This is a genomic window from Flavobacterium akiainvivens (genome assembly GCF_001278115.1).
GTDB lineage: Bacteria > Bacteroidota > Bacteroidia > Flavobacteriales > Flavobacteriaceae > Flavobacterium > Flavobacterium akiainvivens.
The window spans coordinates 3408042-3430934 of record NZ_LIYD01000005.1; the positions used below are offsets into that span (position 1 = coordinate 3408042).

Below are 22893 nucleotides of genomic sequence, written 5' to 3' on the forward strand. Positions count from 1 at the left end.
TGTTAACCAAAAAGGTGGGCCGCAACATCTTCAATCTTTGCCACCAGTTTTATGTCAATCATTGTATTCTTAAGCGAAACCTTGTTGTATTTAGATACAAAAATAGCAGAAAATCCTAACTTCTCCGCTTCCAGTATGCGTTGGTCTACCCGGTTTACGGGGCGCACCTCGCCGCTTAGGCCTATTTCGCCGGCAAAACAGTAGCCTTTTGGCACCGGTATATCTTCGTTACTACTTAGTATGGCGGCCACAACAGCAAGGTCTATGGCAGGGTCGTCTACATTTATGCCGCCTGTTATGTTCAGGAACACGTCTTTCGCCCCCAGGCGGAAACCCGCGCGTTTTTCCAGCACGGCCAGCACCATGTTAAGGCGCTTGGCATTGTAGCCGGTGGTGCTGCGCTGAGGTGTGCCATACACTGCCGTACTTACCAAGGCCTGTATTTCTACCAATAACGGACGCATGCCCTCAAGGGTAGTGGCAATGGCAGTACCGCTAAGTTCTTCTTCTTTGTGTGATATAAGTATCTCGCTGGGGTTTGCCACTTCGCGCAGGCCGCTGCCCAGCATTTCATAAATGCCCAGTTCGGCGGTAGAGCCAAAACGGTTTTTAAGTGCGCGCAGTATGCGGTACACGTGGTTGCGGTCGCCTTCAAACTGCAGTACGGTATCAACCATGTGCTCCAGTATCTTGGGGCCTGCAATAGCGCCATCTTTTGTTATGTGGCCTATAAGTATTACCGGAACGTTACTTTCTTTGGCAAACTTAATAAGTTCTGCCGTGGTTTCGCGAATCTGGCTTATGCTGCCTGCACTGCTCTCTATATAATCAGAATGCAGGGTTTGAATGGAATCTATAATAACCACCTCGGGCTCCAGCGCCTGTATTTGCTTAAAGATGTTCTGCGTTTTGGTCTCGGTAAGGATGTAGCAGTTGCTGGCCGACTTATCAATGCGTTCTGCCCGCATTTTTATCTGCTTCTGGCTTTCCTCGCCGCTAACGTAAAGTGTGCGGTAGGGCAGGCGCAATGATATTTGCAACAGCAGTGTACTTTTGCCTATGCCCGGCTCACCGCCCAGCAGCGTTAATGACCCGGGCACAAGCCCGCCGCCCAGCACGCGGTTAAGTTCGCCATCGCCGGTATTAAGCCTTATCTCTTGTGCAGAGTCTATCTCGGCGACAAGCAGTGGTTTACTGGCCCTCTTTGTTTCAGGCGCTGAGGTGTTCCAGGCCGGTTTATCTTCTTTTTGTATTAGTTCTTCAACAATGGTGTTCCACTGTTTGCATGCGTTGCATTGTCCCTGCCATTTGGCATATTGCGTGCCGCAATTTTGGCAATAAAAAGCCGTTTTAAGTTTTGCCATCAATCAACATTAAGGCTTTCTGCCTTACTTATCATAAAATCTTTAGTCCAGTCGCCTATACCTTCATAACTGTAACTGTTAAGGTAGGTTTTTTTAGCCTTACGCAGCTCGCCTGTCATTTCATAGTACATGCCTTCATAATATTCTCCAATAGTGGTTTTGGGGTAGTTTTTGCGTGCCACATCTGCCAGGTCTTTAAATTCGTCATACATGGCGTTTTTAAGTATGGCGGCTTCTATGGCCCTAAAGTCGTTAAGGCGCACCTTCATTTTTACCCCAAGGTCTTTCTCTATAATGTCGTATTTTGTTTTAAGATACGCTACATAGCCCGATGGCATGGTAACAATATTGTCTTTATATTCAATATTGCTGATAGGCTGGTAGGCAGAAAAAATACTGTACAATGCACCCGGCACACCATAGGTTACTAATGAGTAATGTGATGCATCGCCCAGGTTTTCAAAAAAATACCTAAAGTTAGGGTTTTGTACAGCCTTAATGCTTTCGTCAAGCTTTTTAGTGCTTTTTTGCAGTTTTTCTACATCGCCGCCTGCTGTGGCAAGGTAATAAAACACGGGCTTGTTAAGGCTTGCAATACGCTGTGGCAGTATTTCATCCATTTCCGGCGAAAGCTCAGGGCTAAAGCACACAAACCCGTTAAAAACAGGGTCGTTCTGGTACAGGAAAAAGTTAATAAAGCCCGCAGTAACATCATGCCCTGCTATTATTTTAAAAGGCGAAACACGGTAGTTTTTTTGCAGGTGGGGCAGCAGCTCGTCTTTTATAAATTCAAAGAACTGTAACCCTGCACCTGTGGGCATATTATCAAGCTCGCTAACCTCGGTATCTTTATCGCGCTGTTCGGGGCCTTCTTCATCAACGGCCACAATAATAGCCTCCGGAAGGTCATCCCAGTAATTGGCATAACGCAAAGCCCCTTCAAAGGGGTATAGCATATATTCGCCGTCAAGTAAAATGATTAGCGGATATTTTTTGTTTTTGTCCTGGTTGTAAAACTCGGGCAGCGCTACAGATATGCTTCTTGGGCCGCCAAGCTTGCGTGATGCTACTTCTTCATGCTTTACCTGGGCCAGTAATGATGTTGCCAGCAATAAAGCGATTAGTAATAGTTTGTTTTTCATTGCGTTACATTTGGGTAGGGAGAAAAATGCTTAGCAAGATAACAATTATTTTTTTCTGTAAAGTAAAGGGAGTAATAAAAATGACAAACAACCCAGCAAAACAACCATAATTGTTTGCGATGCCCACACTATCCACCCAAAGGCGGTACCGGCCTCGGCAGGTATGCCATAAAGCTTTAATATAGCCCCTACGGCAATGGGGTATACGCCAAAACCACCGTTGCTAAAGGTAACGGCAAAACTGCCCACAACAAAGGCAATGGCCACAACGCCAAAGCTTAGGCCTGCGGTTTCGGGCAGTGAGTAAATGGTTACATAAAACATAAGCACATAGCTGGTCCAGATGTAGGCAGAGTGCAGCAAAAACGGCCATTTATTACGCATTTTAAACACGCTGAGTACGCCTTTTGTGAAGCCCGAAATTTTTAGCTTAAGTTTTTGCACCCACTGCATGCGGCTGTATAAAAACATAAGCACTGCAGCAATAAAAAAAGCCAGTCCGGTAAGGCCATAAATAAGTAGCTTGTCAAGCGGTATTTGCTTTACCAGGTAGTCTTTAAGGGTGCCAAATTGCAGCAATACGGCTACCGATGTGCAAAACAGCATAATTATAAGGTCTATAACCCTTTCAGATACTATAGTTCCTATACCCTCATCAAGCGGAACATCGCGGCGTTCTTTTACTACCAGTGCACGCGCCACTTCGCCCGATCGGGGTATAGTCATGTTCATAAAGTTAGCAATGCACACGGCAAAAAAGCGCAGGCCAAACGGGGTTTTGTAGCCCATGTGCTCCAGGGTATATTTCCAGTGGTATGCGCGCGACATGTGGCTGCTAAGGCCTATAAAAAGCGATATGTATATGTAGGTATAATCAGCATTCTTAAAGTGCGAAAACACATCGTTAAGCTGCTGTGGGGTAAACTGGTTATAACTGTATATAATTAAAAAAACTCCCAGCGCAAGCGGGAGTATTATACTTAATAACCGTGTTATTTTTTGCTTCAAGGCGTTTAGGTAAGAGAATTGTCTTTTTCGTTAGGAAAGATTATAGCCGGCTTAAAAGTTTTGGCTTCCTCAAAATCAAGGATTCCGTAAGATATAATAATAATTATATCGCCTTTTTGCACCTTGCGGGCAGCAGGGCCGTTAAGGGTTATATCGCCGCTGTTCCTGTTTCCTTTAATAGCATAAGTTTCTAAACGCTCTCCGTTGTTAATGTTAACTATAGAAACCTTTTCACCTTCAATAATATTAGACGCTTCCATAAGGGCTTCGTCAATAGTAATGCTACCGATATAATTTAAATCGGCGCCCGTAACCGACACGCGGTGTATTTTTGACTTGACAACTTGAATTTGCATGACGCAAAGGTAATTAATTTAATGAAATATTGTCTATTAACCTAACGTTACCTAAAAAAACCGCAATAAAAGCCCTGTATTTCCTGTTTTCTTTTAAAGTTGCGGTTTCAAGGGTGCTTTCCTCAGCTATTTCAAAATACTCCGGCTTAAATTCCGGATGTGTTTCAAAAGCCTCAAGGGCGTGCTCTCTAACTTCGGCTATGCTTTCGGTTTTAAAATGCTCGCGCGCTTCCTGTAATATCCGGTATATTATGGCGGCGTCTTTGCGTTCTTTTTCGGTAAGCCTCTCATTGCGCGAGCTCATGGCCAGGCCGCTTTCTTCACGGCTTATAGGGCAACCTACAATGTTAATGCCAAGGCTTTCTTTTTCAACCAGTTTTTTTACAATCTGCAGCTGCTGGAAGTCTTTTTCGCCAAAATAGGCATTGGTGGGCTGCACAATATCAAACAGTTTTTTTACTATGGTGCCCACGCCGTCAAAATGGCCGGGGCGGTGTGCACCTTCCATTTTGGTTTCAAGCCCGTCAAAATCATAATGCTTTGATTGGGTGTTGCCATCATACATTTCGTCAACCTCTGGTGCAAAAACAACCACATCTGGGTGTACCGTTGCAATTTTTTGTACATCGGCATCCAGCGTACGCGGATATTTTAATAAATCATCCGGATTGTTAAACTGGGTGGGGTTTACAAATATGCTTACAACCGTTGCGCCGTTTTGTGCAACAGACTGTTTTACAAGGGCAAGGTGGCCCTGGTGCAGTGCGCCCATGGTGGGCACAAACCCTATAGCTTTACCACTGTCGCGGTAGTGCTGCAAATGCGCTTTCAGGGCATCTTTTTTAGTGAAAATAGGCATTAATACCGTTATTATGAGCAGGCAAAAGTAATATATAGTTATAAAATGAGCAAAAATGTTTAATTTTGCATGTTTTTATACCCAAACAAAATTAAAAACTGAAGATGGAGGATAAGAGGATATTGTATGTATCATCTGAACTAGTGCCTTATTTGGCTGAGAATGAAGTATCGTTAATGTCGTATGAAGTGCCTAAGATGATTAATGACCAGGGCGGGCAGATACGCATATTTATGCCGCGCTATGGTAATATTAACGAGAGGAGGCACCAGCTGCACGAAGTAATACGCCTTAGCGGTATGAACCTTGTGGTAAATGATATGGATATGCCCCTTATTATTAAGGTAGCCAGTATTCCTAAAGAGCGCATACAGGTTTACTTTATTGATAACGACGAATATTTTAAACGCAAAGCTACGTTTAGCGACGAAGACGGAACCCTGTATCCTGATAACGACGAGCGCGCCATATTTTTTGCAAAAGGCGTGGTAGAAACCGTTAAAAAGCTAAACTGGGTGCCCGATATTATACACGTGCACGGCTGGCTGGCATCGCTGCTGCCGGTGTACATGAAGCACTACTATAAAAACGAGGCCCTTTTTGCCGATACTAAAATTGTTACTTCTGTTTACAGCCAGGGCTATGAAGGTACGCTTGACAGCAATATGCTGGGCAAGGTGCTGTTCGACAACGTGCCCGAGGGCGATATAAACCTGCTTTCGGTACCTGATTACAATAACTTTATGAAGGTGGCCATGGCACATTCAGATGCTGTTATTATAGCTTCTGAAGATACTGATGCCGAGCTTATAAAGTTTGCCGAAGCTACAGGTAAGCCGTTTTTGCCTTATGTATCAAAAGATAATTTTGCAGAGGCATATACTAAATTCTATAAAACGCAGGTTTTATAGTAAATCTAATAAAAACGCTAAATGAATAATTTTTCCCTCTTTACGAGATTTCTTATAGCTTTAAGTTTTGTAGGCCTTGTTTCGTGCGATGATGATTACAACGAAGTAGGTTCTGATATAATAGGCGGAGACGAGCACAGCAGTATTATAAGGAAACAGGGTTCGCTTGTGGCTTATGACAGGGCAACAGGTGCCGTGCAGGCCAATAACCTTGATGTAAACGTGCTGGGGGTGTATGATAACCCCGTTTTTGGCAAGACCATAGCGCATTATGTTACGCAGCTTAACCTTGACAGCCCAAACCCTACTATAACGAGCAACCCGCAGTTAGACTCGGTTTGGTTGTACATACCGTATTACAATACGCTTACTGAAACTGATTCTGACGGCCACAGTAAATATACCCTTGACTCAATTTATGGCGATACCGTGCATAAATTCAGGCTGAGGCTTAAGAAAAACAACTACTACCTGCGCGATGCAGATGCCGGTAGCGGTGGTGCAGACGGGCAAAAATACTACAATACCGATAAGGCAATGATAGACAATCAGGCCACAGGAAACCTGCTTGCCGATGTGCCTTATGTTGATTTTAGGTATAGCGCTGCCCAGATAAGGCGTACTGCCACTTATACTAATGATGAGGGCGAGGTACAAACCAATGCCGAAGTAGAGCTTATGGCCCCGGGTATATTTTTATACCTTGACAGGGCTTTCTTCCAGCAAAATATACTCGACCAGGGCGGCACGGGCAACCTTGTTAACAACAACGTGTTCCACAACTTTTTGAGGGGTATTTATTTTGAGGTAGAGCAAATAGGCAGCCAGAGTGTTATGGGTGTGCCTAACTGGAGCGAAGGCGAAATAAAGCTTATTTACAGCCAGGACGACCTTGACAGCGATGGGGAACTTCAGTATGAAGATGATGGTACAACCATTTTAAGGGAAGACAAAGAACTTACCATAAGCCTTGGCGGTAACAGCATTAACCTGCTTGAAACCACAACCACACAGCCTTATGCTACTGCCCTTGCAACCACTAACCTTGATGAGGGCGATGAAAAGCTATACATTAAAGGCGGCCAGGGCTCAATGGCATTTATAGATATTCTTAGCCCGGCAGATATTGCCCAGCTGCAATCTGAAAATGCATTGATAAACGAGGCTAACCTTGTGTTTTATGTAGACAGGAGCGCCATGGCAGCAACAGGTACAACCGGCAGGCAGGCTGTAGAGCCGCTAAGGGTTTACCTGTATGATGTAAACAACAAGCGCCCGTTGTATGACTATAGTACAGATATTACCACAAACACACTGTTAGGTAACAAATATGCAAAGTATATTCATGGTGGTATAGCCCAGAAAGGTGCCGATGGGCGCACCGTTCAGTATAAAATAAGGCTTACAAACCATATTAATAACATTATAACCAAAGATTCTACCAATGTTAAACTTGCCCTTGTGGTAACCGAAAACATTGGCGAAACAGGCAACGCTGCATTGCAAACCGGCTTTACGGAGCAGGTTAAATATGCACGTACAGACCCAAGCGGAATTGTAGACCCAACCAGCACTAACGTTAGTAGGCTGCCGGTAGGCTCTGTAACGCATCCGTTTGGTATTATACTATATGGTACAAACCCGGCTGTGCCCGAGGAAAAACGTGCCAGGCTTGAAATTTTTTACACAAAACCTGATTAATTTATGTGCGGAATTGTAGGCTACATAGGCCACAGAGAGGCCTATCCTGTTATAATAAAAGGCCTTAAAAGGCTGGAATACCGCGGTTATGACAGCGCCGGTGTGGTGCTGTATGACAACGGTAATCTTAAACTGAGTAAAACCAAAGGCAAAGTTTCTGATCTTGAAGAACGTGCCGAAAAAGAAATAACCCTTAACGGCAGCATAGGCATAGGCCACACCCGATGGGCTACCCACGGTGTGCCGAATGACGTAAACTCGCACCCGCACGTTAGTAACTCGGGTAACCTGGTTATTGTGCACAACGGGATTATAGAGAACTACGACCCTATCAAAAAAGAACTTATCAAGCGTGGTTATGTTTTTCATAGCGATACCGATACCGAGGTTTTGGTTAACCTTATAGAAGAGGTTAAAAAGCAGGAGCACATTAAACTGGGCAAGGCTGTGCAAATAGCCCTTAACCAGGTGGTGGGCGCTTATGCCATTGCGGTGTTTGATAAGCAAAATCCTGATGAAATTGTGGCAGCCCGCCTGGGCAGCCCGCTTGCGATAGGTGTGGGCGAAGGCGAGTTTTTTGTGGCTTCAGACGCTTCTCCGTTTATTGAGTATACCAGCAATGCAGTATATCTTGATGATGAAGAAATGGCTATTGTAAGCCTTGACAAGCCGGTTACCATCCGCAAAATAAAAGACGACTCTATTGTAGACCCTTACATACAGGAGCTGCAAATGAACCTTGAGCAGATTGAAAAAGGCGGTTTTGACCACTTTATGCTTAAGGAAATATACGAGCAGCCTAACGCCATTAAAGATACGTTCCGTGGCAGGCTTAGGGCCGATGAAGGTATTGTAAAGCTGAGCAGTGTGGAAGAAAACCTGCAAAAGTTTTTAAATGCCGACAGGATCCTTATAGTGGCCTGTGGTACTTCTTGGCACGCCGGCCTTGTGGCAGAATATATTCTTGAAGAATTTACCCGAATACCGGTAGAGGTAGAATATGCATCTGAGTTCCGCTACCGTAACCCTATTATCCGTAAAAACGATATTATAATAGCCATATCACAATCCGGCGAAACGGCCGATACCCTTGCAGCCATTAAGCTGGCTAAAGAGCAGGGTGCATTTGTTTATGGTGTGTGTAATGTTGTGGGTTCGTCTATTTCGCGTGAAACACATACGGGGTCTTACACCCACGCGGGGCCGGAAATTGGTGTTGCCTCTACAAAGGCGTTTACCACACAAATTACGGTGCTTACCCTTATGGCGCTGCGCATAGGCCAGGCTAAAGGAACCCTTTCAAGGGCAGATTTTCACCGTTACCTGCAGGAGCTTGACCACGTGCCGCAAAAAGTTGAGCAGGCGCTGGAGCACAACCTTGAAATACAGGCTATAGCTTCTAAATATAAAGATGCACCTAACTGCCTGTATCTGGGCAGGGGCTACAATTACCCTGTAGCGCTTGAAGGTGCCCTTAAGCTTAAGGAAATATCATACATACACGCCGAGGGCTACCCTGCTGCCGAAATGAAGCACGGCCCTATTGCGCTTATAGATGAGCACATGCCGGTAGTTATTATTGCGCCTAAGCAGGAGCATTATGACAAAATTGTAAGTAACATACAGGAAATAAAGGCGCGTAACGGTAAAATTATTGCCGTGGTTACCGCGGGCGACGTTCAGGTTAAAAAACTGGCCGACTACGTTATTGAAATCCCTGAAACCAGCGATGCCCTTAGCCCGCTTATTACTACCATACCGCTACAGCTGCTGGCTTACCACATTGCTGTAATGCGCGGCTGTAATGTAGACCAGCCAAGGAACCTTGCAAAATCAGTTACGGTAGAATAAATTACAGTAAAATTATATATTACAAGCCGCAGGATTATTCCTGCGGCTTTTGTTTTTTAGTAGTTTTGGCATTCAAAAATCCAATTGTTCCAAATATGAAATATTTCCTTGTATTAGTAAGCGCATTAACCCTGTTTACAAGTTGTAAAAACGATACCGGTGTTACTGAAGTTAAGCCTGAAGGTATAGAGACGGCTGTATCTGCAAATTCTCAACCAGATGCTAAGGTGGCGCTAACGTTTATTAACGATTACCTTGATAACATCAATAAAATGAATGAGGCTACAGGCCTTACCGAATGGCTCTCTGCACGTACTGATGCAACAAAAGGCTTTAAAACTGAAGTGAAAAGGATAATTGATGAAGCCTATAAGGCCGACCCTGAGTTGGGGCTTGGCTTTGACCCTCTTATCGATGGACAGGACGCGCCGGAACGTATGGAACTGAAATCTGTAGATAAAAACGGTTATATTCTTTTGAAAGGGAAAGACTGGGCTGATTTTGAGCTGGTAATGAAGCTGAAGCAGGAAAACGGCAAGTGGCTGGTAGACGGTTGCGGCATTGTTAACATTCCGGAGAGTAAACGAGCACCAAGAGAATGATAGGTTTTAGTTAAAATCCATGCGTGCATATTATCGTTATTTTAATAAAACGTTATCAGTTACAGGGGTTTATTCTTACTAATTTTGAACGTAGCCTAAAATTTTTAACGCACGTTCAACAGCATGGAACTAAAAGTACCACCCTATATTAAGTCGCTCATAATATCGCTGCTCATTATCATAATCGTTTTTTTTATGATAATAGCCAAGGGTATACTCGTGCCTTTATTGATATCAGGCTTTATAGCCATGCTGCTTACTTCATCGTGCAACGCGCTCGAAAGGCGAAAGATTCCGCGCTCGCTTAGTGCCGCTATCTGTGTGCTGGTTTTCTGTTTAATTATAGGTGGGGTACTGCTGTTTATTTATCTTCAGGTGCGCAGCTTTATGGCCGATCTTGGTGGCGACCTCTCTGCCAAAATAAACACTTTTGTGGTTACAGCCAATAAGTGGAGCAAGGAAACCTTTGGGTTTGACCTGGGTATGCCAAACGGCTTTGAAATGAGCCGGGCCGTACAAATAGTCGGCCCCGAAAATACCAGCCCTACAAAATTGATTTTCTCGGCTTTAGATACTGTGGCCGATATACTGCTGCTGCCGGTATTTGTGTTTTTCCTGCTTATATACCGAGACCACCTTGCGGTGTTTGTAACCAAGGTGTTCCGCAGGCAGGATAACGATTTCCTGTTGCAAAAGCTTACTTCAATACGCAAAATTGTACATGCCTATATAGCGGGTGCCGGTAAGGTAATGGCCATACTTGCAGTAGTAAATACAGGCATTTTATTTGCCCTTGGTATAGAGCATGCTATTTTCTTTGGAGTGCTGGCCGGTATGCTTAATATCATTCCTTACCTGGGGCCAACGCTGGGTGCAGTACTGCCGTTTTTATTTGCGCTCATAACCAAAGACAACCTGTTTTACCCGTTTGCAGTGGTGGTGGCCTTTACATTTGTCCAGCTTTTGGAGGGGGCATTCCTTACCCCAAAAATCACAGGCAGCAATGTAAACCTCAATGCGCTGGTTACATTTATAGGCCTGCTTATAGGCGGGGCTATATGGGGTGTTGTGGGCATGATACTTATTATACCTACTATTGCCATAATGAAACAGCTGTTTGAGTTAAGCCCAGATACACAGCCTTATGCCTACCTTTTTGGCGAAGAAGACAATAACTGGTTTAAACGGCGCGAACGAAAATCCAAACAACCTGCGGCCGAAAAGGAGCGTACCGAAAAGGCAGATGCCGAGGCTAAACGAGTTTTAAAGAAAAAAGGGTAGCCCGCAATATTTCGAGCACGTGGGTTATGTGGCTGCGGGTATTAAAGGTATGTACGCAAAAACGCAGGCGTTCCTGGCCTTCAGGCACAGCGGGGGGGAGTATGGGTCTTACATCATAGCCATCGCGCTGCAATACGGCGGCAATTTTCTTCGCATTCCCGCTCCCGGGAATTACAATGCTGTGTATGCCACTAAAACTCAGTATAAAGCTGGTAAGCTTTAGCCTTTCTGTTTCCCATTTAAAATGCATAATGGTGTTGTGCAATGCCGTGCGGTTTTCTTCATCTTCCCAAAGCATCTTATAGGCACAGATAATCGTAGCCAAAGCATGCGGGGGCAGGGCAGTGGTATATATAAAGCTGCGTGCAAAATTTACAAGATAGCTGCGCAGGCCGTTACTGCCCAAAACGGCAGCCCCATGACAGCCCAAAGCCTTGCCAAAGGTTACAATTTTTGCAAAAATCTCATCCGGTTGCAGGTGGGTAAGGGCAAGGCCTTCGCCCTGTTCGCCAAAAACACCCACTGCATGGGCTTCGTCTACCACCAGGCGGCACTTATAGCGGCGCGCCACCCCGGCCATGCCCAGCAGGTTAGGGCAGTCGCCGTCTATGTAAAAAACCGATTCGGTTACTATATATAGCTCGGCAGCCTTACTGCGGTGTTTTTCTACCAGTTTATAGAGCGCCTTTACATCATTATGCGGAAACTTAAACGATGCTGCCCCGCTAAGCCGTATCCCGTCGCGTATAGAGGCATGAACCTGCTCATCATATACAATCACATCACCCTTTTGCGGAACGCTGCTAAAAAAGCCCAGATTTGCGTCATAACGCGAATTGAATATCAGTGCGCTTTCTGTTTTATGAAAAGTTGCCAGCATGGCCTCTGCTTCGTCATAAAGGCTATAGTTGCCGGTGCTTATGCGTGTGCCCGTAGCGCCATTGGCTGTAATGTTTTTGTCAAGCAGGTATTGGTTAGCGGCCTCAAACAATGCTGTCGATGCTGCCATGCCCAGGTAATCGCTGCTGCTAAAGTCTACAAGGCTATTGGAGGCGCGGGTTTCAAGTAAAGCATTTGCGGCTTTTCGCTCTTCAAGTTTTTCTAAAAGGTGTGGGGGCAGTTGTTGCATATATCAAATTTAACAAACAGATGTTAAAGCACTACATTTGTTAAATATTTTTTTTCGGTATTTATTTATCGATAAACAATAATTTATATATTTGTCGAAACTTTAAACCAATTCTATGAAACGCTTATCTCTGCTAAAAAACATTGTTTCAATATTTTTTGTGCTTTGTATGGTGGGGCTCTTTTTTGGCCTGCCGCTTATAATCATGCTGGGCCTTTTCCCTGAAAAAATTCCGTTCCCAATAGATGACCGCCCGGCTACCGAGGCTGGGTTGGCAGAAATCCTGCTTTATCTGGCCGAGTATGTTGCTATGTTGTGTTTTGTATATGCTTTGTACCTGTTTAAGAAAACACTCGTGCTTTTTGAAAAGAAACGCATATTTAGTGTTGAAGTAATAGCATTGCTAAACAAAACAGGTAAAGCCATTGTTGCAGGCTGTGTTATAGATGCTGTGAGCATAATAGTATTTGATGCCGTTGTTGAAGGCTCTTTTGAATCGAGTATTGAAAATATGCTTGATTCTACGCTGTTAATCCTCGGGCTTGGCCTGTTTTTTATAGTGCTTGGCGATGTTTTTGCCATGGCAAAACAACTTAAGGAAGAAAATGACTTAACCGTATAAATTATGAAGCATCATTTAAATATTATATTACTGGCGCTGCGCATTATGATTGTAGTTGCCGCATGCATGGCCGGTTACAACTTTATTTGTGCGGGGGTTTCGGTTTATGATACTGAAACAGGCCTGGTGTTTTTAAACCAAAGCTTTAGCCCGATTGGTTCCGGATATAAATACTCAGTTTATGAAGCACAGTTTATGCCTTATTACCTGGCAACTTACGGTTTATTGCTAATATATCTTACACGTGTTTTAATAACCCTGCGCAAATGTTTTGCAAGGCTTAAAAAAGGCGATATTTTTTATGAAGAACAGGCGCGCGAGTTTAGGCGTGCGGGTGGGGGCATTATTATATTTGCCAAATGCCGCTACCTGCTTATGTGTGCCTTTGGTGCTATTTGTTTTAAGGCCTTACAGTTGTTTGTTACCGAAATACCGGTATTTTTACTGTTTTATTTTGTTGGAAAACTGGTGCTGGTATTATACCACATGGCCGAGAAAGGTGCTTTTTTGCGCGAGGAAAACGAACTAACCATTTAAGCCATGCCCATTATTATTAACCTTGATGTAATGCTGGCCAAACGCAAAATGCGCAGCAATGAGTTGGCCGATAAGGTAGGCATTACTACGGCCAACCTCAGTATACTTAAAACAGGCAAGGCAAAGGCCATTCGCTTTAGTACCCTTGAGGCCATTTGCCGTGAGCTCGACTGCCAGCCCGGCGATATTATGGAGTTTGTAGAGGAGTAAATTCAACTCATTTTAGATTAAGAATAATTTTATACATTAGTATTCTCCTTAGCTTCACTTATGATAACTGATATTATACTTTTAATATTCGCTTGTGCTTTTATTTTGGCTGGTAACAAATATTTACTAAAAGTCAGGCATCTTAAAAAAGTGGGCAAAACGGCGGTGGCTATTGTAATGCGTAATAATTATAAGAAAAACACGTCTTATGGCAGTGTTAACAAGGGATATTATTATCCTGTTGTGAGGTTTACTACCGAAAGTGGCGACATTATTACTAAGGAGCTTAATTTCGGGAGGTATCCACCTATGAGTGAGGGCGGGGAAATTGAATTGCTTTATGATCCGGCTAATCCTCGTGAGGCTGAAGCAGCTTCGGCAATGGCTTTCTCTCCCTGGTTGTTTATTGCAATTGGCGTAGCTGCATTTATACTGGCAACACTTGAACTTCTTGAGATAACAAATTTGATACAATAATAAAAGAGCCCTTCGCATTGCTGTGAAGGGCTTCTTTTTAAGTATAGATGAAAATTAGTCAACAAGTATAATAACCTTGTTGTCTTTAAGCTCCAGCGTGCCGCTGTTAATAGGCAGGAGGATCTTTTGGTCTTTATCAGATTTTACAAAACGTGCACCAACTTCAATGGTTTTAAAATCAGGCACGGCAATTTTTACATTGCCCTTAGCCAGTATAGATACTATATTGGCGTGGTTGTTAAGCATCTGGAATTCGCCGTCAACACCCGGCACCGTAACCGATGTTACATTGCCTTTAAAAAGGTGCCCCTCAGGCGATACGATTTCTAATGATAACATGCTTTTTTTTGTTTATAGTTCAATGTCAGAGTTCAGTGTTTCGGGCGGCCCAACTCTGAACCATGAACACTGAACCCTGAACAGTAAAACTGATTACGCTTCAGCTAACATTTTACGGCCGGCCTCGATTACGTCTTCAATAGTACCTTTAAGGTTAAAGGCCGATTCAGGAAGGTGGTCAAGCTCGCCATCAATAATCATGTTAAAGCCTTTGATGGTATCTTTAATATCTACAAGAACGCCCGGTATACCTGTAAACTGCTCAGCAACGTGGAACGGCTGAGAAAGGAAACGCTGCACGCGGCGTGCACGGAATACCACAAGCTTATCTTCTTCGCTAAGTTCTTCCATACCAAGAATGGCAATGATGTCCTGTAGCTGCTTGTATTTTTGAAGTATCTCTTTAACACGCTGTGCTGTGTTGTAGTGCTCATCACCAAGAATTTGCGGGGTAAGAATCCTTGAAGTAGAGTCAAGAGGGTCTACCGCAGGATAAATACCAAGCTCAGCAATTTTACGGCTAAGTACCGTTGTTGCATCAAGGTGGGCAAAAGTTGTAGCAGGCGCAGGGTCAGTTAAGTCATCCGCAGGTACGTATACCGCCTGAACTGAAGTAATTGAACCTTTTTTAGTTGAAGTAATACGCTCCTGCATAACACCCATTTCAGTTGCAAGCGTAGGCTGGTAACCTACCGCAGATGGCATACGGCCAAGAAGTGCCGATACCTCTGAACCCGCCTGTGTAAAACGGAAGATGTTGTCTACGAAGAAAAGAACGTCTTTACCCTGTCCGTCTCCGGCACCATCACGGAAGTACTCTGCAATAGTAAGGCCCGAAAGCGCAACACGTGCACGTGCTCCTGGTGGTTCGTTCATCTGTCCGAACACAAAGGTAGCTTTACTGTCCCTCATACCGGCTTTGTCAACCTTACTAAGGTCCCAACCGCCGTTTTCCATAGAGTGCATAAAGTCTTCGCCATACTTGATAATGCCTGATTCAAGCATCTCACGCATAAGGTCGTTACCCTCACGGGTACGCTCGCCCACACCGGCGAAAACTGAAAGACCACCGTGGCCTTTTGCAATATTGTTAATAAGCTCCTGGATAAGTACTGTTTTACCTACACCGGCACCACCAAAAAGACCAATTTTACCACCTTTTGCATAAGGCTCAATAAGGTCGATTACTTTGATACCTGTAAAAAGTACTTCAGAAGATGTAGATAGTTCGTCGAAACGAGGTGCTGAACGGTGAATAGGAAGACCTGCCGCACCTTCTTTAGGAAGGTTGCCAAGGCCGTCGATAGCATCACCCACAACATTAAACAAACGTCCGTAGATGTCGTTGCCTACCGGCATCTGGATAGGTGCACCTGTAGCGGTAACCTCCTGGCCGCGGCTAAGACCGTCAGTAGAGTCCATAGATATAGTACGTACAGTATCCTGTCCTACGTGAGACTGTACTTCAAGTACTAATTTAGAACCGTCATGTTTAGTGATTTCAAGTGAATCATAAATTTTAGGAAGCGCGGCAATTTGGGTGTCAAACACCACGTCTACCACCGGCCCGATAATCTGTGCAACTTTTCCTGCTACTTTAGACATTGCTTATGTATTTATTAAACAGCTATTTATCGATTGCGGAAAAACCTGTTTTTTCCGAGTGCAAAGATAGTTTTTTAAATCTGAATTATGCAAACTAAACTATTGCGTTTTTTACAGTAAAAAAGGGGTTTAGTGCATTTTGTTTGAAGATGGGTGTAAGGTTAGGGGTGTATTTTGGGGAAATGGCAGGAACTGCAGCGCTATTCGGTAACGGGATAAGGTACTTCCTTACTGTAAAGAGTGTCTATTTGCCCTTTTGCTACCGAGAGTACGGTTGTGCTTAGGGCGTTAAACGTGCCGTTATGCCATAGGCGGGTAAATTTATAGTCGGTTACCCCATCGTGGTTGTAGTCCAGTTTTTCGATATCAGGCCCGTTTATTTTATAGCGCTTGCGTAAATCTGACGGCTTAAACCGGTTGTTTGCATACTCATAATTGGCAAACAGCTTGTATTGATAACTGTTGTCTATAAAGGTTTTGGTAATGTTGTTGTAGAACAGCACCTGTGCCGAAAGTTCCCCGGTTGGACAGCCGTTTGTAGTTACCACATATAGTGTGTAAAGGCTGTCCCGCAATTGAAAGGCTGCAATGTGTTGTTCGGGGTTGTATTTAGGGCTGTTGCAACCTGAGCGCACCACTTCATTTATTTTGGCATTAATACCGTCGTTAACGCTTATAAAGTTTTGGGGATCATTTATATTAGCGTTCTTAAAGGTAAACGGGTACGTTGCTTTGATGATTAAAGGCTCAGGGTCTATGGTTATTGCTGTGGCAGGTTGGGATTTTACATTAAAATTGATGAAATAAGCTTTTTGCCTGTTTTTTTGGTTTACCATGTAAATTGTGTCGGCAGAAAACTTTGTAATTGTAAATAAGAACTGCCCGTACATATCAAGCGTGTTCTTTGATGCATCATATTTCCAGTTATCAGGCTCTTCTGGCCCGTCAATTTTAGTCCATGTATAGCCACTTTCCAAAAAGACATTCTCGCAGGTTTCTTTATCGAACTTCATATACATGGTAGCACTATAAGGGTGTTTTAAGGTTGCATCCTGTACATAAACCCACTTTTTATTTGGATTCATGAGAAGTTGTTCAAATTCGGTTTGTGGTTTGCTACAGGCAACACAAAGGAGAATGAAAATGAGGATTGATTTTATCTTCATAATAATTAAAATTTACCACCGCTATACCATTATCTGTCAATGCCTTCATGGTCAATTTTATTAGTTGTTGGTTTTTTGGCTACCAGCCCATAAAAGCAGTATACCCCAAACGCCAGCGTGGCCACCATTACGGCTATACTTACAGCCATGGGCCAGGTATAATTGCGGGTATCGTGTGCGCGAAGGGTAAAAAAGTCAAAAACAAAGCGCATGGCCTGATACATCAGGGCAATTATGGCGACAATAATGCCTAAGAAACGTAGCAAATTTTTCATGTCGTGAGGTTTGGTATAAAGCTACAAAATATTTGCAAATCATTATCCAAAGTTCATATTTACAAATACTTTATGCATATTCATTATAAATAATTTAAATTTGCGTGTATATACAATGACGTTTGAAAATTTTTAATTCTATACAGGAGTTTTCCACCCCAAGGCAAACCATTGTAACCCTGGGCACTTTTGACGGCGTACACAAAGGCCACAAAAGCATTTTGGAAAAACTCAAGAACAGCAGTAAAGAAACAGGCTGCCAGAGCGTGGTGCTTACCTTTTTTCCGCACCCGCGCATGGTGCTGCAACAGGCAGACGGCCTTAAACTGCTCAATACCATGGACGAAAAAGCCCACCTGCTGGAGCTTTTCGGTATCGATAACCTTATCATACACCCTTTTAGCAAAGAGTTTAGCCGCCTTACGGCAGAAGAGTTTGTGAAAGATGTACTGGTAGGCCGCCTCAACACCAAAAAAATCATTATAGGTTACGACCACCGTTTTGGCCGCAACCGCACAGCCGATATAAACGACCTTATCCGCTATGGCGCTGAGTACGGTTTTGAGGTAGAGCAAATCTCTGCCCTTGAGGTAGAGGAGGTTTCGGTAAGCAGTACCAAGATTCGCAATGCGCTTAACGAGGGGCTTATAAGCAAGGCCAACCGCTACCTGGGCTACCCGTATTTTATAACCGGGCAGGTAACAACCGGCAAGCAGCTGGGCCGCACCATAGGTTTCCCCACCGCCAATATTAAGCTTACCGAAGACTACAAGCTGGTGCCTGCACACGGTGTGTATGCCGCAAGTGCACAAATAAACGGCACTACCGTTTTGGGCATGATGAACATAGGTACACGCCCTACTGTAGATGGCACTACCGAAACCATAGAGGTGCATTTCTTTGATTTTAACCAGGATATTTATGGCGCACAGCTGCGCATAAACCTGCACCACCGCCTGCGTTTTGAGCAAAAGTTTAGCGGTGTAGACGCCCTGAAACAGCAGCTGGAGCTGGATCGGGAGGCTTCTAAACAATATTTTAAGGAAACAGGTTTATGAAAGAACGCCTGTTTGCACCCATAGACAACGCACCGCTGGCCCTGTTCAGGATTTTCCTGGGGTTTTTAGTAGCCTGCGAAAGCTTTGGGGCCATACTTACCGGATGGGTTAAGGGCAATTTTATTACACCTAAATTCACGTTTTCGTTTATTGGTATGGAATGGCTGCAACCCCTGCCCGGCAGCGGTATGTACTGGTATTTTATAATTATGGGCACCTTTGGCCTGTTGTTTATGGTGGGCTACAAATACCGCTTTACCATAGCTGCCTACACACTTATGTGGAGCGGGGTGTACTTTATGCAAAAAACCAGCTACAACAACCACTACTACCTGCTGGTACTTATATGCCTCATGATGTGCTTTTTACCGGCACATCGTTATGCATCAATCGATGCGAAGCAAAACCCTGAAATACGTAGCCTTACCATGCCTGCTTGGTGTTCGTGGGTTATGATACTCCAGGTGAGCATTGTATATTTTTATGCCACGGTGGCCAAGTTTTATCCGGACTGGCTAAACGGCACCTTTACCCGAAACCTGTTTTATGGTACGGTAACCAACCCCACCCTGCGCAATATTATGACGCAAGAGTGGTTTTACCTGTTTATAGCCTATGCCGGTATTGCGTTTGATATGCTGGTGGTGCCCCTGCTGCTGTTTAAACGTACGCGTACCTGGGCGTTTGTGGCATCGCTTATTTTCCATATCTTTAATTCTATAACGCTGCAAATAGGCATCTTTCCGTTTTTTGCGCTGAGCTTTGCGGTGTTCTTTTACCCGCCGGATACCATCCGCAAAATATTTTTCAGGAAAAAGCCGGTTGCAGAAGTGCTGAGCTATACACCCGAGGCTAAAAACATATTCTATTGGTTTTTTGTGCCTTTCCTTATTATACAGTTCTTGCTGCCGCTGCGCCACCATTTTATTAAAGGCGATGTACTTTGGACAGAAGAAGGCCACCGCCTGAGCTGGCGCATGATGCTGCGCACCCGCAACGGCAATACTGATTTTACCGTGATTGACAAGGCTACAAAGCAACAGGTATTTTACAACATTTTTACCGAGCTTACCCCTAAGCAGCGCGCCGGTATGGGTACCCGCCCCGATATGATTTGGCAAACCGCACAGCGCATTAAGCAGCATTTTGCCAAAGAGGGTAAAGATGTTGCCGTATATGCCCACACCCGCGTTTCTATTAACGGCGCGCCCTATAAAGACCTTATTGACAGCAATGTAGACTTAGCCGCCGTGCCGTGGGATTATTTTTGGCATAGTGAGTGGGTGTTGCTTTATTGAGGGGCTTAGGTGCTGAGCCACTAAGCTATACCTCTGGTGTTTGTCATTCCGAACGGAGCTTGCGGAGTTGAGGAATCTCTTAAAGTTCTGTTTTTAAGTGTTTAAAATGCTCCGGTTCTGTAAGATTCGCTCAGCATGAATTGTGTATAAACATAAAATTACAAAAAGAGCCACCTTTTCAGATGGCTTCGGCATATAATAGTGTAATGGCGTAATTACTTTTTAATAAACTTAAGGTTTTGATTGTCAACCTTTATAACATACACACCTTCCTGTAGGTTTGCAGTGTTAATGGCAGTATCCATACCGGTAAGGCTGCCTTGTGCTACTACTGCGCCAAGCATATTGTAAACGGCATACGGGCCTTCGGTAACATCGTTAGCCCTTATATTAACCACGGTTGATGCCGGGTTAGGGTACAGGCTAAAGGTGTTTTTAGCAAACACAGGAGCATTGGTAGTGCCTGCGGGTGCAAACCTGTACACAGTGCCGTTTGCAGGGTAACCATACATGCTTGGATCGCCTATCATGTTCTCTTCGGTATATTCGCCATAAGTGGGGTTTGCAGGCGATCCATATGCAAGATAGGCTTTGTTGAGGCTGAATATAGCCACTAAGTTGTCGTCTATTTCATTGGTAAATGCTTCCAGGAACTCATTGGTAATGTTATTTGCGCCATATCTCATTTCTATAGCTTTATCGCTCTCATGCAGCCATATCTGGAAATTCATATAAAACTGGTCGGCAGTAAAGCCAATGTCGGCAGCGTTTTCAGCACCCACGTTTTTGGCCTGTATTTTCAGTATGCGGTTAGGGGCTTCGCCTTCTACCTTGTAGCTCAGCGGCGAGCTCGATGTGCCGGTGTTATATGTCCTGTCCTGTAAATAAATGTTTGTTGGGATAATGGCAAATAATCCCTCATCTATGTCAGGGTCGGCGCCCGGCTCCAGAAACAGGAAATAATCGTCATCAAATGCAAAACGGTCTACCGGCTGCCCGGCTATGGTAAAGGTAAAAGGGATGGTAAATTCGCCAAAATAGTCCCAATCCCATGTTTGGCCGTTGTTAATGGAGGTGTCTCCGGTGAGTTCAGTGTAAGTTTGTCCGTTTAGTGCACTAAATATGTAGTCATTTTGGGCATTCATACTAAGGCTGCCCAGTGCCATAGCGAGGAAAAGCGTAATTTTCTTCATAGATTGATTTAAATAATAAATTGTGTGTATAATAGTGAATCGTTTGCCAATATAGTTAATTTTTAACAGGGATGGTTATGCTTAATAGTTTAATAATGATGTTTTACACTACAAAAAAGCCACCTTTTCAGATGGCTTCGGCATATAATAGTGTAATGGCGTAATTATTTTTTAATAAACTTAAGGTTTTGGTTGTCAACCTTTATAACATACACACCTTCCTGTAGGCTTGCAGTGTTAATGGCAGTATCAGTACCCGTAAGGCTACCTTGGGCTACTACTGCGCCCAGCATATTGTAAACGGCATATTGGCCTTCGGCAACATCGTTAGCCCTTATATTAACCACGGTTGAAGCCGGGTTAGGGTACAGGCTAAAGTTGTTTCTGGCAAACACAGGCGCATTGGTAGTGCCTGCGGGTGCAAACCTGTATACAGTGCCGCTTGCAGGATAGCCGCTAAGGTTAGGGCTGGCCGGCAAAGTGTTCTCTGTATATTCCCCATAGGTAGGGTTTGCGCTGTTTCCGGTTAAAAGGTAAACGTTTTCTATACCGGCAATAGCCGTTGTAAAGACCTGCTCTCCTTCATTAATAAAAGCGTTTATATACGCAGTTGTTACATTACTGTCGCCATAGTGTATTTCAATACTTTTATCGCTTTCATACAGCCATACCTGAAAATTAAGGTACAGCCCATTTGTAGCAACGCTTAGCTCAATATCCTCAAGGCCGGCATTTTTCATTTCAAGTTTCAGTATACGGTTACCGGTTGTCCCTTCAACCTTGTAGCTTAACGGCGAGTTAGAATTGCCGCTGTCATAGGCAATATCCTGTACAAACAGGTTGTTCACCACAAACAGAAACACGCCTTCTTCTTCATCGGCAGTTGCGCCCGGCGCAAGCAGGCCAAAATAATCGTCGTCAAAATAAAAACGGTCAACTGCCTGGCCGGCAATACCAAAACTAAACGGCATCGTAAATTCGCCAAAATAATCATAGTCCCACACGTCTCCATTGTTTATAGAGGTAGCACCTTCAAGGTTAGTGTAAGTCTGGCCGGTTTGTACGGTAAAAGTGTAGTCGTTTTGGGCATTAGCAGCAAATGTGCCCAGCGCCATGGCGAGGAGCAATGTAATTTTCTTCATAGATTGATTTTTAATAAAAAGTTACATGTTAAATATCAAAACCTATGCCAATACTGTTAAAATTTTAACTGAATAATTGGCTAAAACCAATAGTTTAATAGTAGTATCTTTGCGCCATGAAATGGCTGACAAACCTTTTTGCACCCAAAGAAGTAAAAGAACCTGTAGACCCCATGAAAAAATACCTTATTGCCGGGCTGGGCAACCCCGGTGCCGAATATGTAAATACACGCCACAACATAGGCTTTAAAGTGCTCGACAGGCTGGCACAGCAGGAAAGCATAAGCTTTGAAACCGCCAAGCTGGGCGCCGTTGCAGAGTATAAGCTTAAAGGCCGCACCCTGTTTCTGCTAAAGCCCAATACTTATATGAACCTTAGTGGAAAGGCCATTAAATACTGGCTTGACAAAGAAAATATACCGGTTGAGAACCTGCTTGTGGTTACAGATGACCTTAATATCCCTTTCGGGACGATACGCCTTAAGGGCAAGGGCAGCGATGGCGGCCACAACGGGCTTAAGAGCATACAGCAAACGTTGAATTCGGCTGATTACCCGCGCTTTAGGTTTGGTATAAGCGATGAGTTTAAAAAAGGCCAGCAGGTAAACTATGTGCTGGGCGAATGGGATGAAAATGAGAAAGCCAAACTGGGCGAAAGGCTCGATAAATCAGTCGATGCCATAAAGGAATTTGCCCTGGGCGGCATAGCCAATGCCATGAGCACGTTTAACGGAAAATAAAGAGGGCAGCCATTTGGCTGCCCTTCT

General features: G+C 44.1%; 24 protein-coding genes. 12 read left to right on the forward strand and 12 right to left on the reverse strand.

All coding sequences use genetic code 11. The features are described 5' to 3' along the window. Positions 1-2: 2 nt before the first annotated feature. Genes radA through panC form a run of 5 tightly spaced genes read right to left on the reverse strand, consistent with a single transcriptional unit; the run spans position 3 to position 4729 of the window. Positions 3-1364, reverse strand: a complete 1362-nt coding sequence (gene radA / locus AM279_RS15450) for a DNA repair protein RadA (RefSeq protein ID WP_054408926.1) — start codon at positions 1362-1364, stop codon at positions 3-5. Further along, positions 1364-2506 carry an alpha/beta hydrolase gene (locus tag AM279_RS15455; protein ID WP_054408927.1) on the reverse strand — a complete coding sequence of 381 codons (1143 nt, stop codon included), beginning with the start codon at positions 2504-2506 and terminating at the stop codon, positions 1364-1366. Before AM279_RS15455 ends, radA begins: the two co-directional genes overlap by 1 nt. 45 nt (positions 2507-2551) lie before the next feature. Then, positions 2552-3514: a lysylphosphatidylglycerol synthase transmembrane domain-containing protein gene (locus AM279_RS15460; protein WP_054408928.1), complete on the reverse strand. Its 963-nt coding sequence runs from the start codon at positions 3512-3514 to the stop codon at positions 2552-2554. Between the two features lie 5 nt (positions 3515-3519). Continuing rightward, the gene (gene panD / locus AM279_RS15465; protein WP_054408929.1) at positions 3520-3870 is read right to left on the reverse strand and encodes an aspartate 1-decarboxylase; all 351 of its coding nucleotides are present in this window, start codon (positions 3868-3870) and stop codon (positions 3520-3522) included. A 13-nt stretch (positions 3871-3883) separates the two neighbouring features. Continuing rightward, the gene (panC, locus tag AM279_RS15470) at positions 3884-4729 is read right to left on the reverse strand and encodes a pantoate--beta-alanine ligase (RefSeq protein ID WP_054408930.1); all 846 of its coding nucleotides are present in this window, start codon (positions 4727-4729) and stop codon (positions 3884-3886) included. Positions 4730-4833: 104 nt separating this feature from the next. Here panC and AM279_RS15475 point away from each other — a divergent pair, with 104 nt between their 5' ends. The 5 genes from AM279_RS15475 (at position 4834) to AM279_RS15495 (ending at position 11075) form a co-directional block, all read left to right on the forward strand. Continuing rightward, positions 4834-5640, forward strand: coding sequence for a glycogen/starch synthase (locus AM279_RS15475; RefSeq protein ID WP_054408931.1), 807 nt, complete (start codon positions 4834-4836; stop codon positions 5638-5640). Positions 5641-5661: 21 nt separating this feature from the next. Next, positions 5662-7341 carry a DUF4270 domain-containing protein gene (locus AM279_RS15480; RefSeq protein ID WP_054408932.1) on the forward strand — a complete coding sequence of 560 codons (1680 nt, stop codon included), beginning with the start codon at positions 5662-5664 and terminating at the stop codon, positions 7339-7341. A gap of 3 nt (positions 7342-7344) precedes the next feature. Continuing rightward, a complete protein-coding gene (gene glmS / locus AM279_RS15485) occupies positions 7345-9192 on the forward strand; it encodes a glutamine--fructose-6-phosphate transaminase (isomerizing) (RefSeq protein WP_054408933.1) in 1848 nt (615 codons plus the stop codon). Positions 9193-9287: 95 nt separating this feature from the next. Continuing rightward, positions 9288-9794, forward strand: a complete 507-nt coding sequence (locus tag AM279_RS15490; protein ID WP_054408934.1) for a hypothetical protein — start codon at positions 9288-9290, stop codon at positions 9792-9794. A 123-nt stretch (positions 9795-9917) separates the two neighbouring features. After that, positions 9918-11075, forward strand: a complete 1158-nt coding sequence (locus tag AM279_RS15495; protein WP_054408935.1) for an AI-2E family transporter — start codon at positions 9918-9920, stop codon at positions 11073-11075. Here AM279_RS15495 and AM279_RS15500 read toward each other — a convergent pair. Next, positions 11047-12204: an aminotransferase class I/II-fold pyridoxal phosphate-dependent enzyme gene (locus AM279_RS15500; protein ID WP_054408936.1), complete on the reverse strand. Its 1158-nt coding sequence runs from the start codon at positions 12202-12204 to the stop codon at positions 11047-11049. The two genes, AM279_RS15495 and AM279_RS15500, sit on opposite strands and share 29 nt — an antisense overlap. A 115-nt stretch (positions 12205-12319) precedes the next feature. Between AM279_RS15500 and AM279_RS15505 the strand changes: the two genes are divergently transcribed. Genes AM279_RS15505 through AM279_RS15520 form a run of 4 tightly spaced genes read left to right on the forward strand, consistent with a single transcriptional unit; the run spans position 12320 to position 14050 of the window. Next, a complete protein-coding gene (locus tag AM279_RS15505) occupies positions 12320-12826 on the forward strand; it encodes a DUF2975 domain-containing protein (RefSeq protein ID WP_054408937.1) in 507 nt (168 codons plus the stop codon). 3 nt (positions 12827-12829) lie between these two features. Beyond that, positions 12830-13363: a DUF2975 domain-containing protein gene (locus AM279_RS15510; RefSeq protein WP_082344243.1), complete on the forward strand. Its 534-nt coding sequence runs from the start codon at positions 12830-12832 to the stop codon at positions 13361-13363. A 3-nt stretch (positions 13364-13366) separates the two neighbouring features. Beyond that, positions 13367-13573, forward strand: coding sequence for a helix-turn-helix domain-containing protein (locus tag AM279_RS15515; RefSeq protein ID WP_054408939.1), 207 nt, complete (start codon positions 13367-13369; stop codon positions 13571-13573). A 60-nt stretch (positions 13574-13633) separates the two neighbouring features. Continuing rightward, the gene (locus AM279_RS15520; RefSeq protein ID WP_054408940.1) at positions 13634-14050 is read left to right on the forward strand and encodes a DUF3592 domain-containing protein; all 417 of its coding nucleotides are present in this window, start codon (positions 13634-13636) and stop codon (positions 14048-14050) included. A gap of 54 nt (positions 14051-14104) precedes the next feature. On the opposite strand, the gene AM279_RS15525 is transcribed toward AM279_RS15520, so the two are convergent. From AM279_RS15525 to AM279_RS15540, 4 genes are all read right to left on the reverse strand, one after another. Then, positions 14105-14389: a F0F1 ATP synthase subunit epsilon gene (locus AM279_RS15525; RefSeq protein WP_054408941.1), complete on the reverse strand. Its 285-nt coding sequence runs from the start codon at positions 14387-14389 to the stop codon at positions 14105-14107. Positions 14390-14482: 93 nt separating this feature from the next. Continuing rightward, complete coding sequence (gene atpD / locus AM279_RS15530) at positions 14483-15994, reverse strand: F0F1 ATP synthase subunit beta (protein ID WP_054408942.1); 1512 nt, start codon at positions 15992-15994, stop codon at positions 14483-14485. A gap of 200 nt (positions 15995-16194) precedes the next feature. Next, entirely contained in the window at positions 16195-17079 is an 885-nt protein-coding gene (locus AM279_RS15535) for a hypothetical protein (protein ID WP_054408943.1), read from the reverse strand. A gap of 110 nt (positions 17080-17189) precedes the next feature. Further along, positions 17190-17435, reverse strand: coding sequence for a hypothetical protein (locus AM279_RS15540; protein ID WP_054408944.1), 246 nt, complete (start codon positions 17433-17435; stop codon positions 17190-17192). A gap of 122 nt (positions 17436-17557) precedes the next feature. Between AM279_RS15540 and AM279_RS15545 the strand changes: the two genes are divergently transcribed. Next, on the forward strand, positions 17558-18493 hold the full coding sequence (locus tag AM279_RS15545; protein ID WP_054408945.1) for a bifunctional riboflavin kinase/FAD synthetase: 936 nt from the start codon (positions 17558-17560) through the stop codon (positions 18491-18493). Continuing rightward, positions 18490-19791: an HTTM domain-containing protein gene (locus AM279_RS15550; RefSeq protein ID WP_054408946.1), complete on the forward strand. Its 1302-nt coding sequence runs from the start codon at positions 18490-18492 to the stop codon at positions 19789-19791. Before AM279_RS15545 ends, AM279_RS15550 begins: the two co-directional genes overlap by 4 nt. Positions 19792-20006: 215 nt before the next feature. Here the strand turns inward: AM279_RS15550 and AM279_RS15555 are convergent, their stop codons facing one another. Both AM279_RS15555 and AM279_RS15560 read right to left on the reverse strand, forming a co-directional pair. Further along, positions 20007-20984 (reverse strand): T9SS type A sorting domain-containing protein, encoded by a 978-nt coding sequence (locus tag AM279_RS15555; RefSeq protein ID WP_054408947.1) that lies wholly within the window; start codon positions 20982-20984, stop codon positions 20007-20009. A gap of 164 nt (positions 20985-21148) precedes the next feature. After that, positions 21149-22126, reverse strand: a complete 978-nt coding sequence (locus AM279_RS15560) for a T9SS type A sorting domain-containing protein (protein ID WP_054408948.1) — start codon at positions 22124-22126, stop codon at positions 21149-21151. A 116-nt stretch (positions 22127-22242) separates the two neighbouring features. On the opposite strand from AM279_RS15560, the gene pth reads away from it, so the two are divergent. Next, positions 22243-22866 (forward strand): aminoacyl-tRNA hydrolase, encoded by a 624-nt coding sequence (gene pth / locus AM279_RS15565; protein ID WP_143090362.1) that lies wholly within the window; start codon positions 22243-22245, stop codon positions 22864-22866. Positions 22867-22893: the final 27 nt, after the last annotated feature.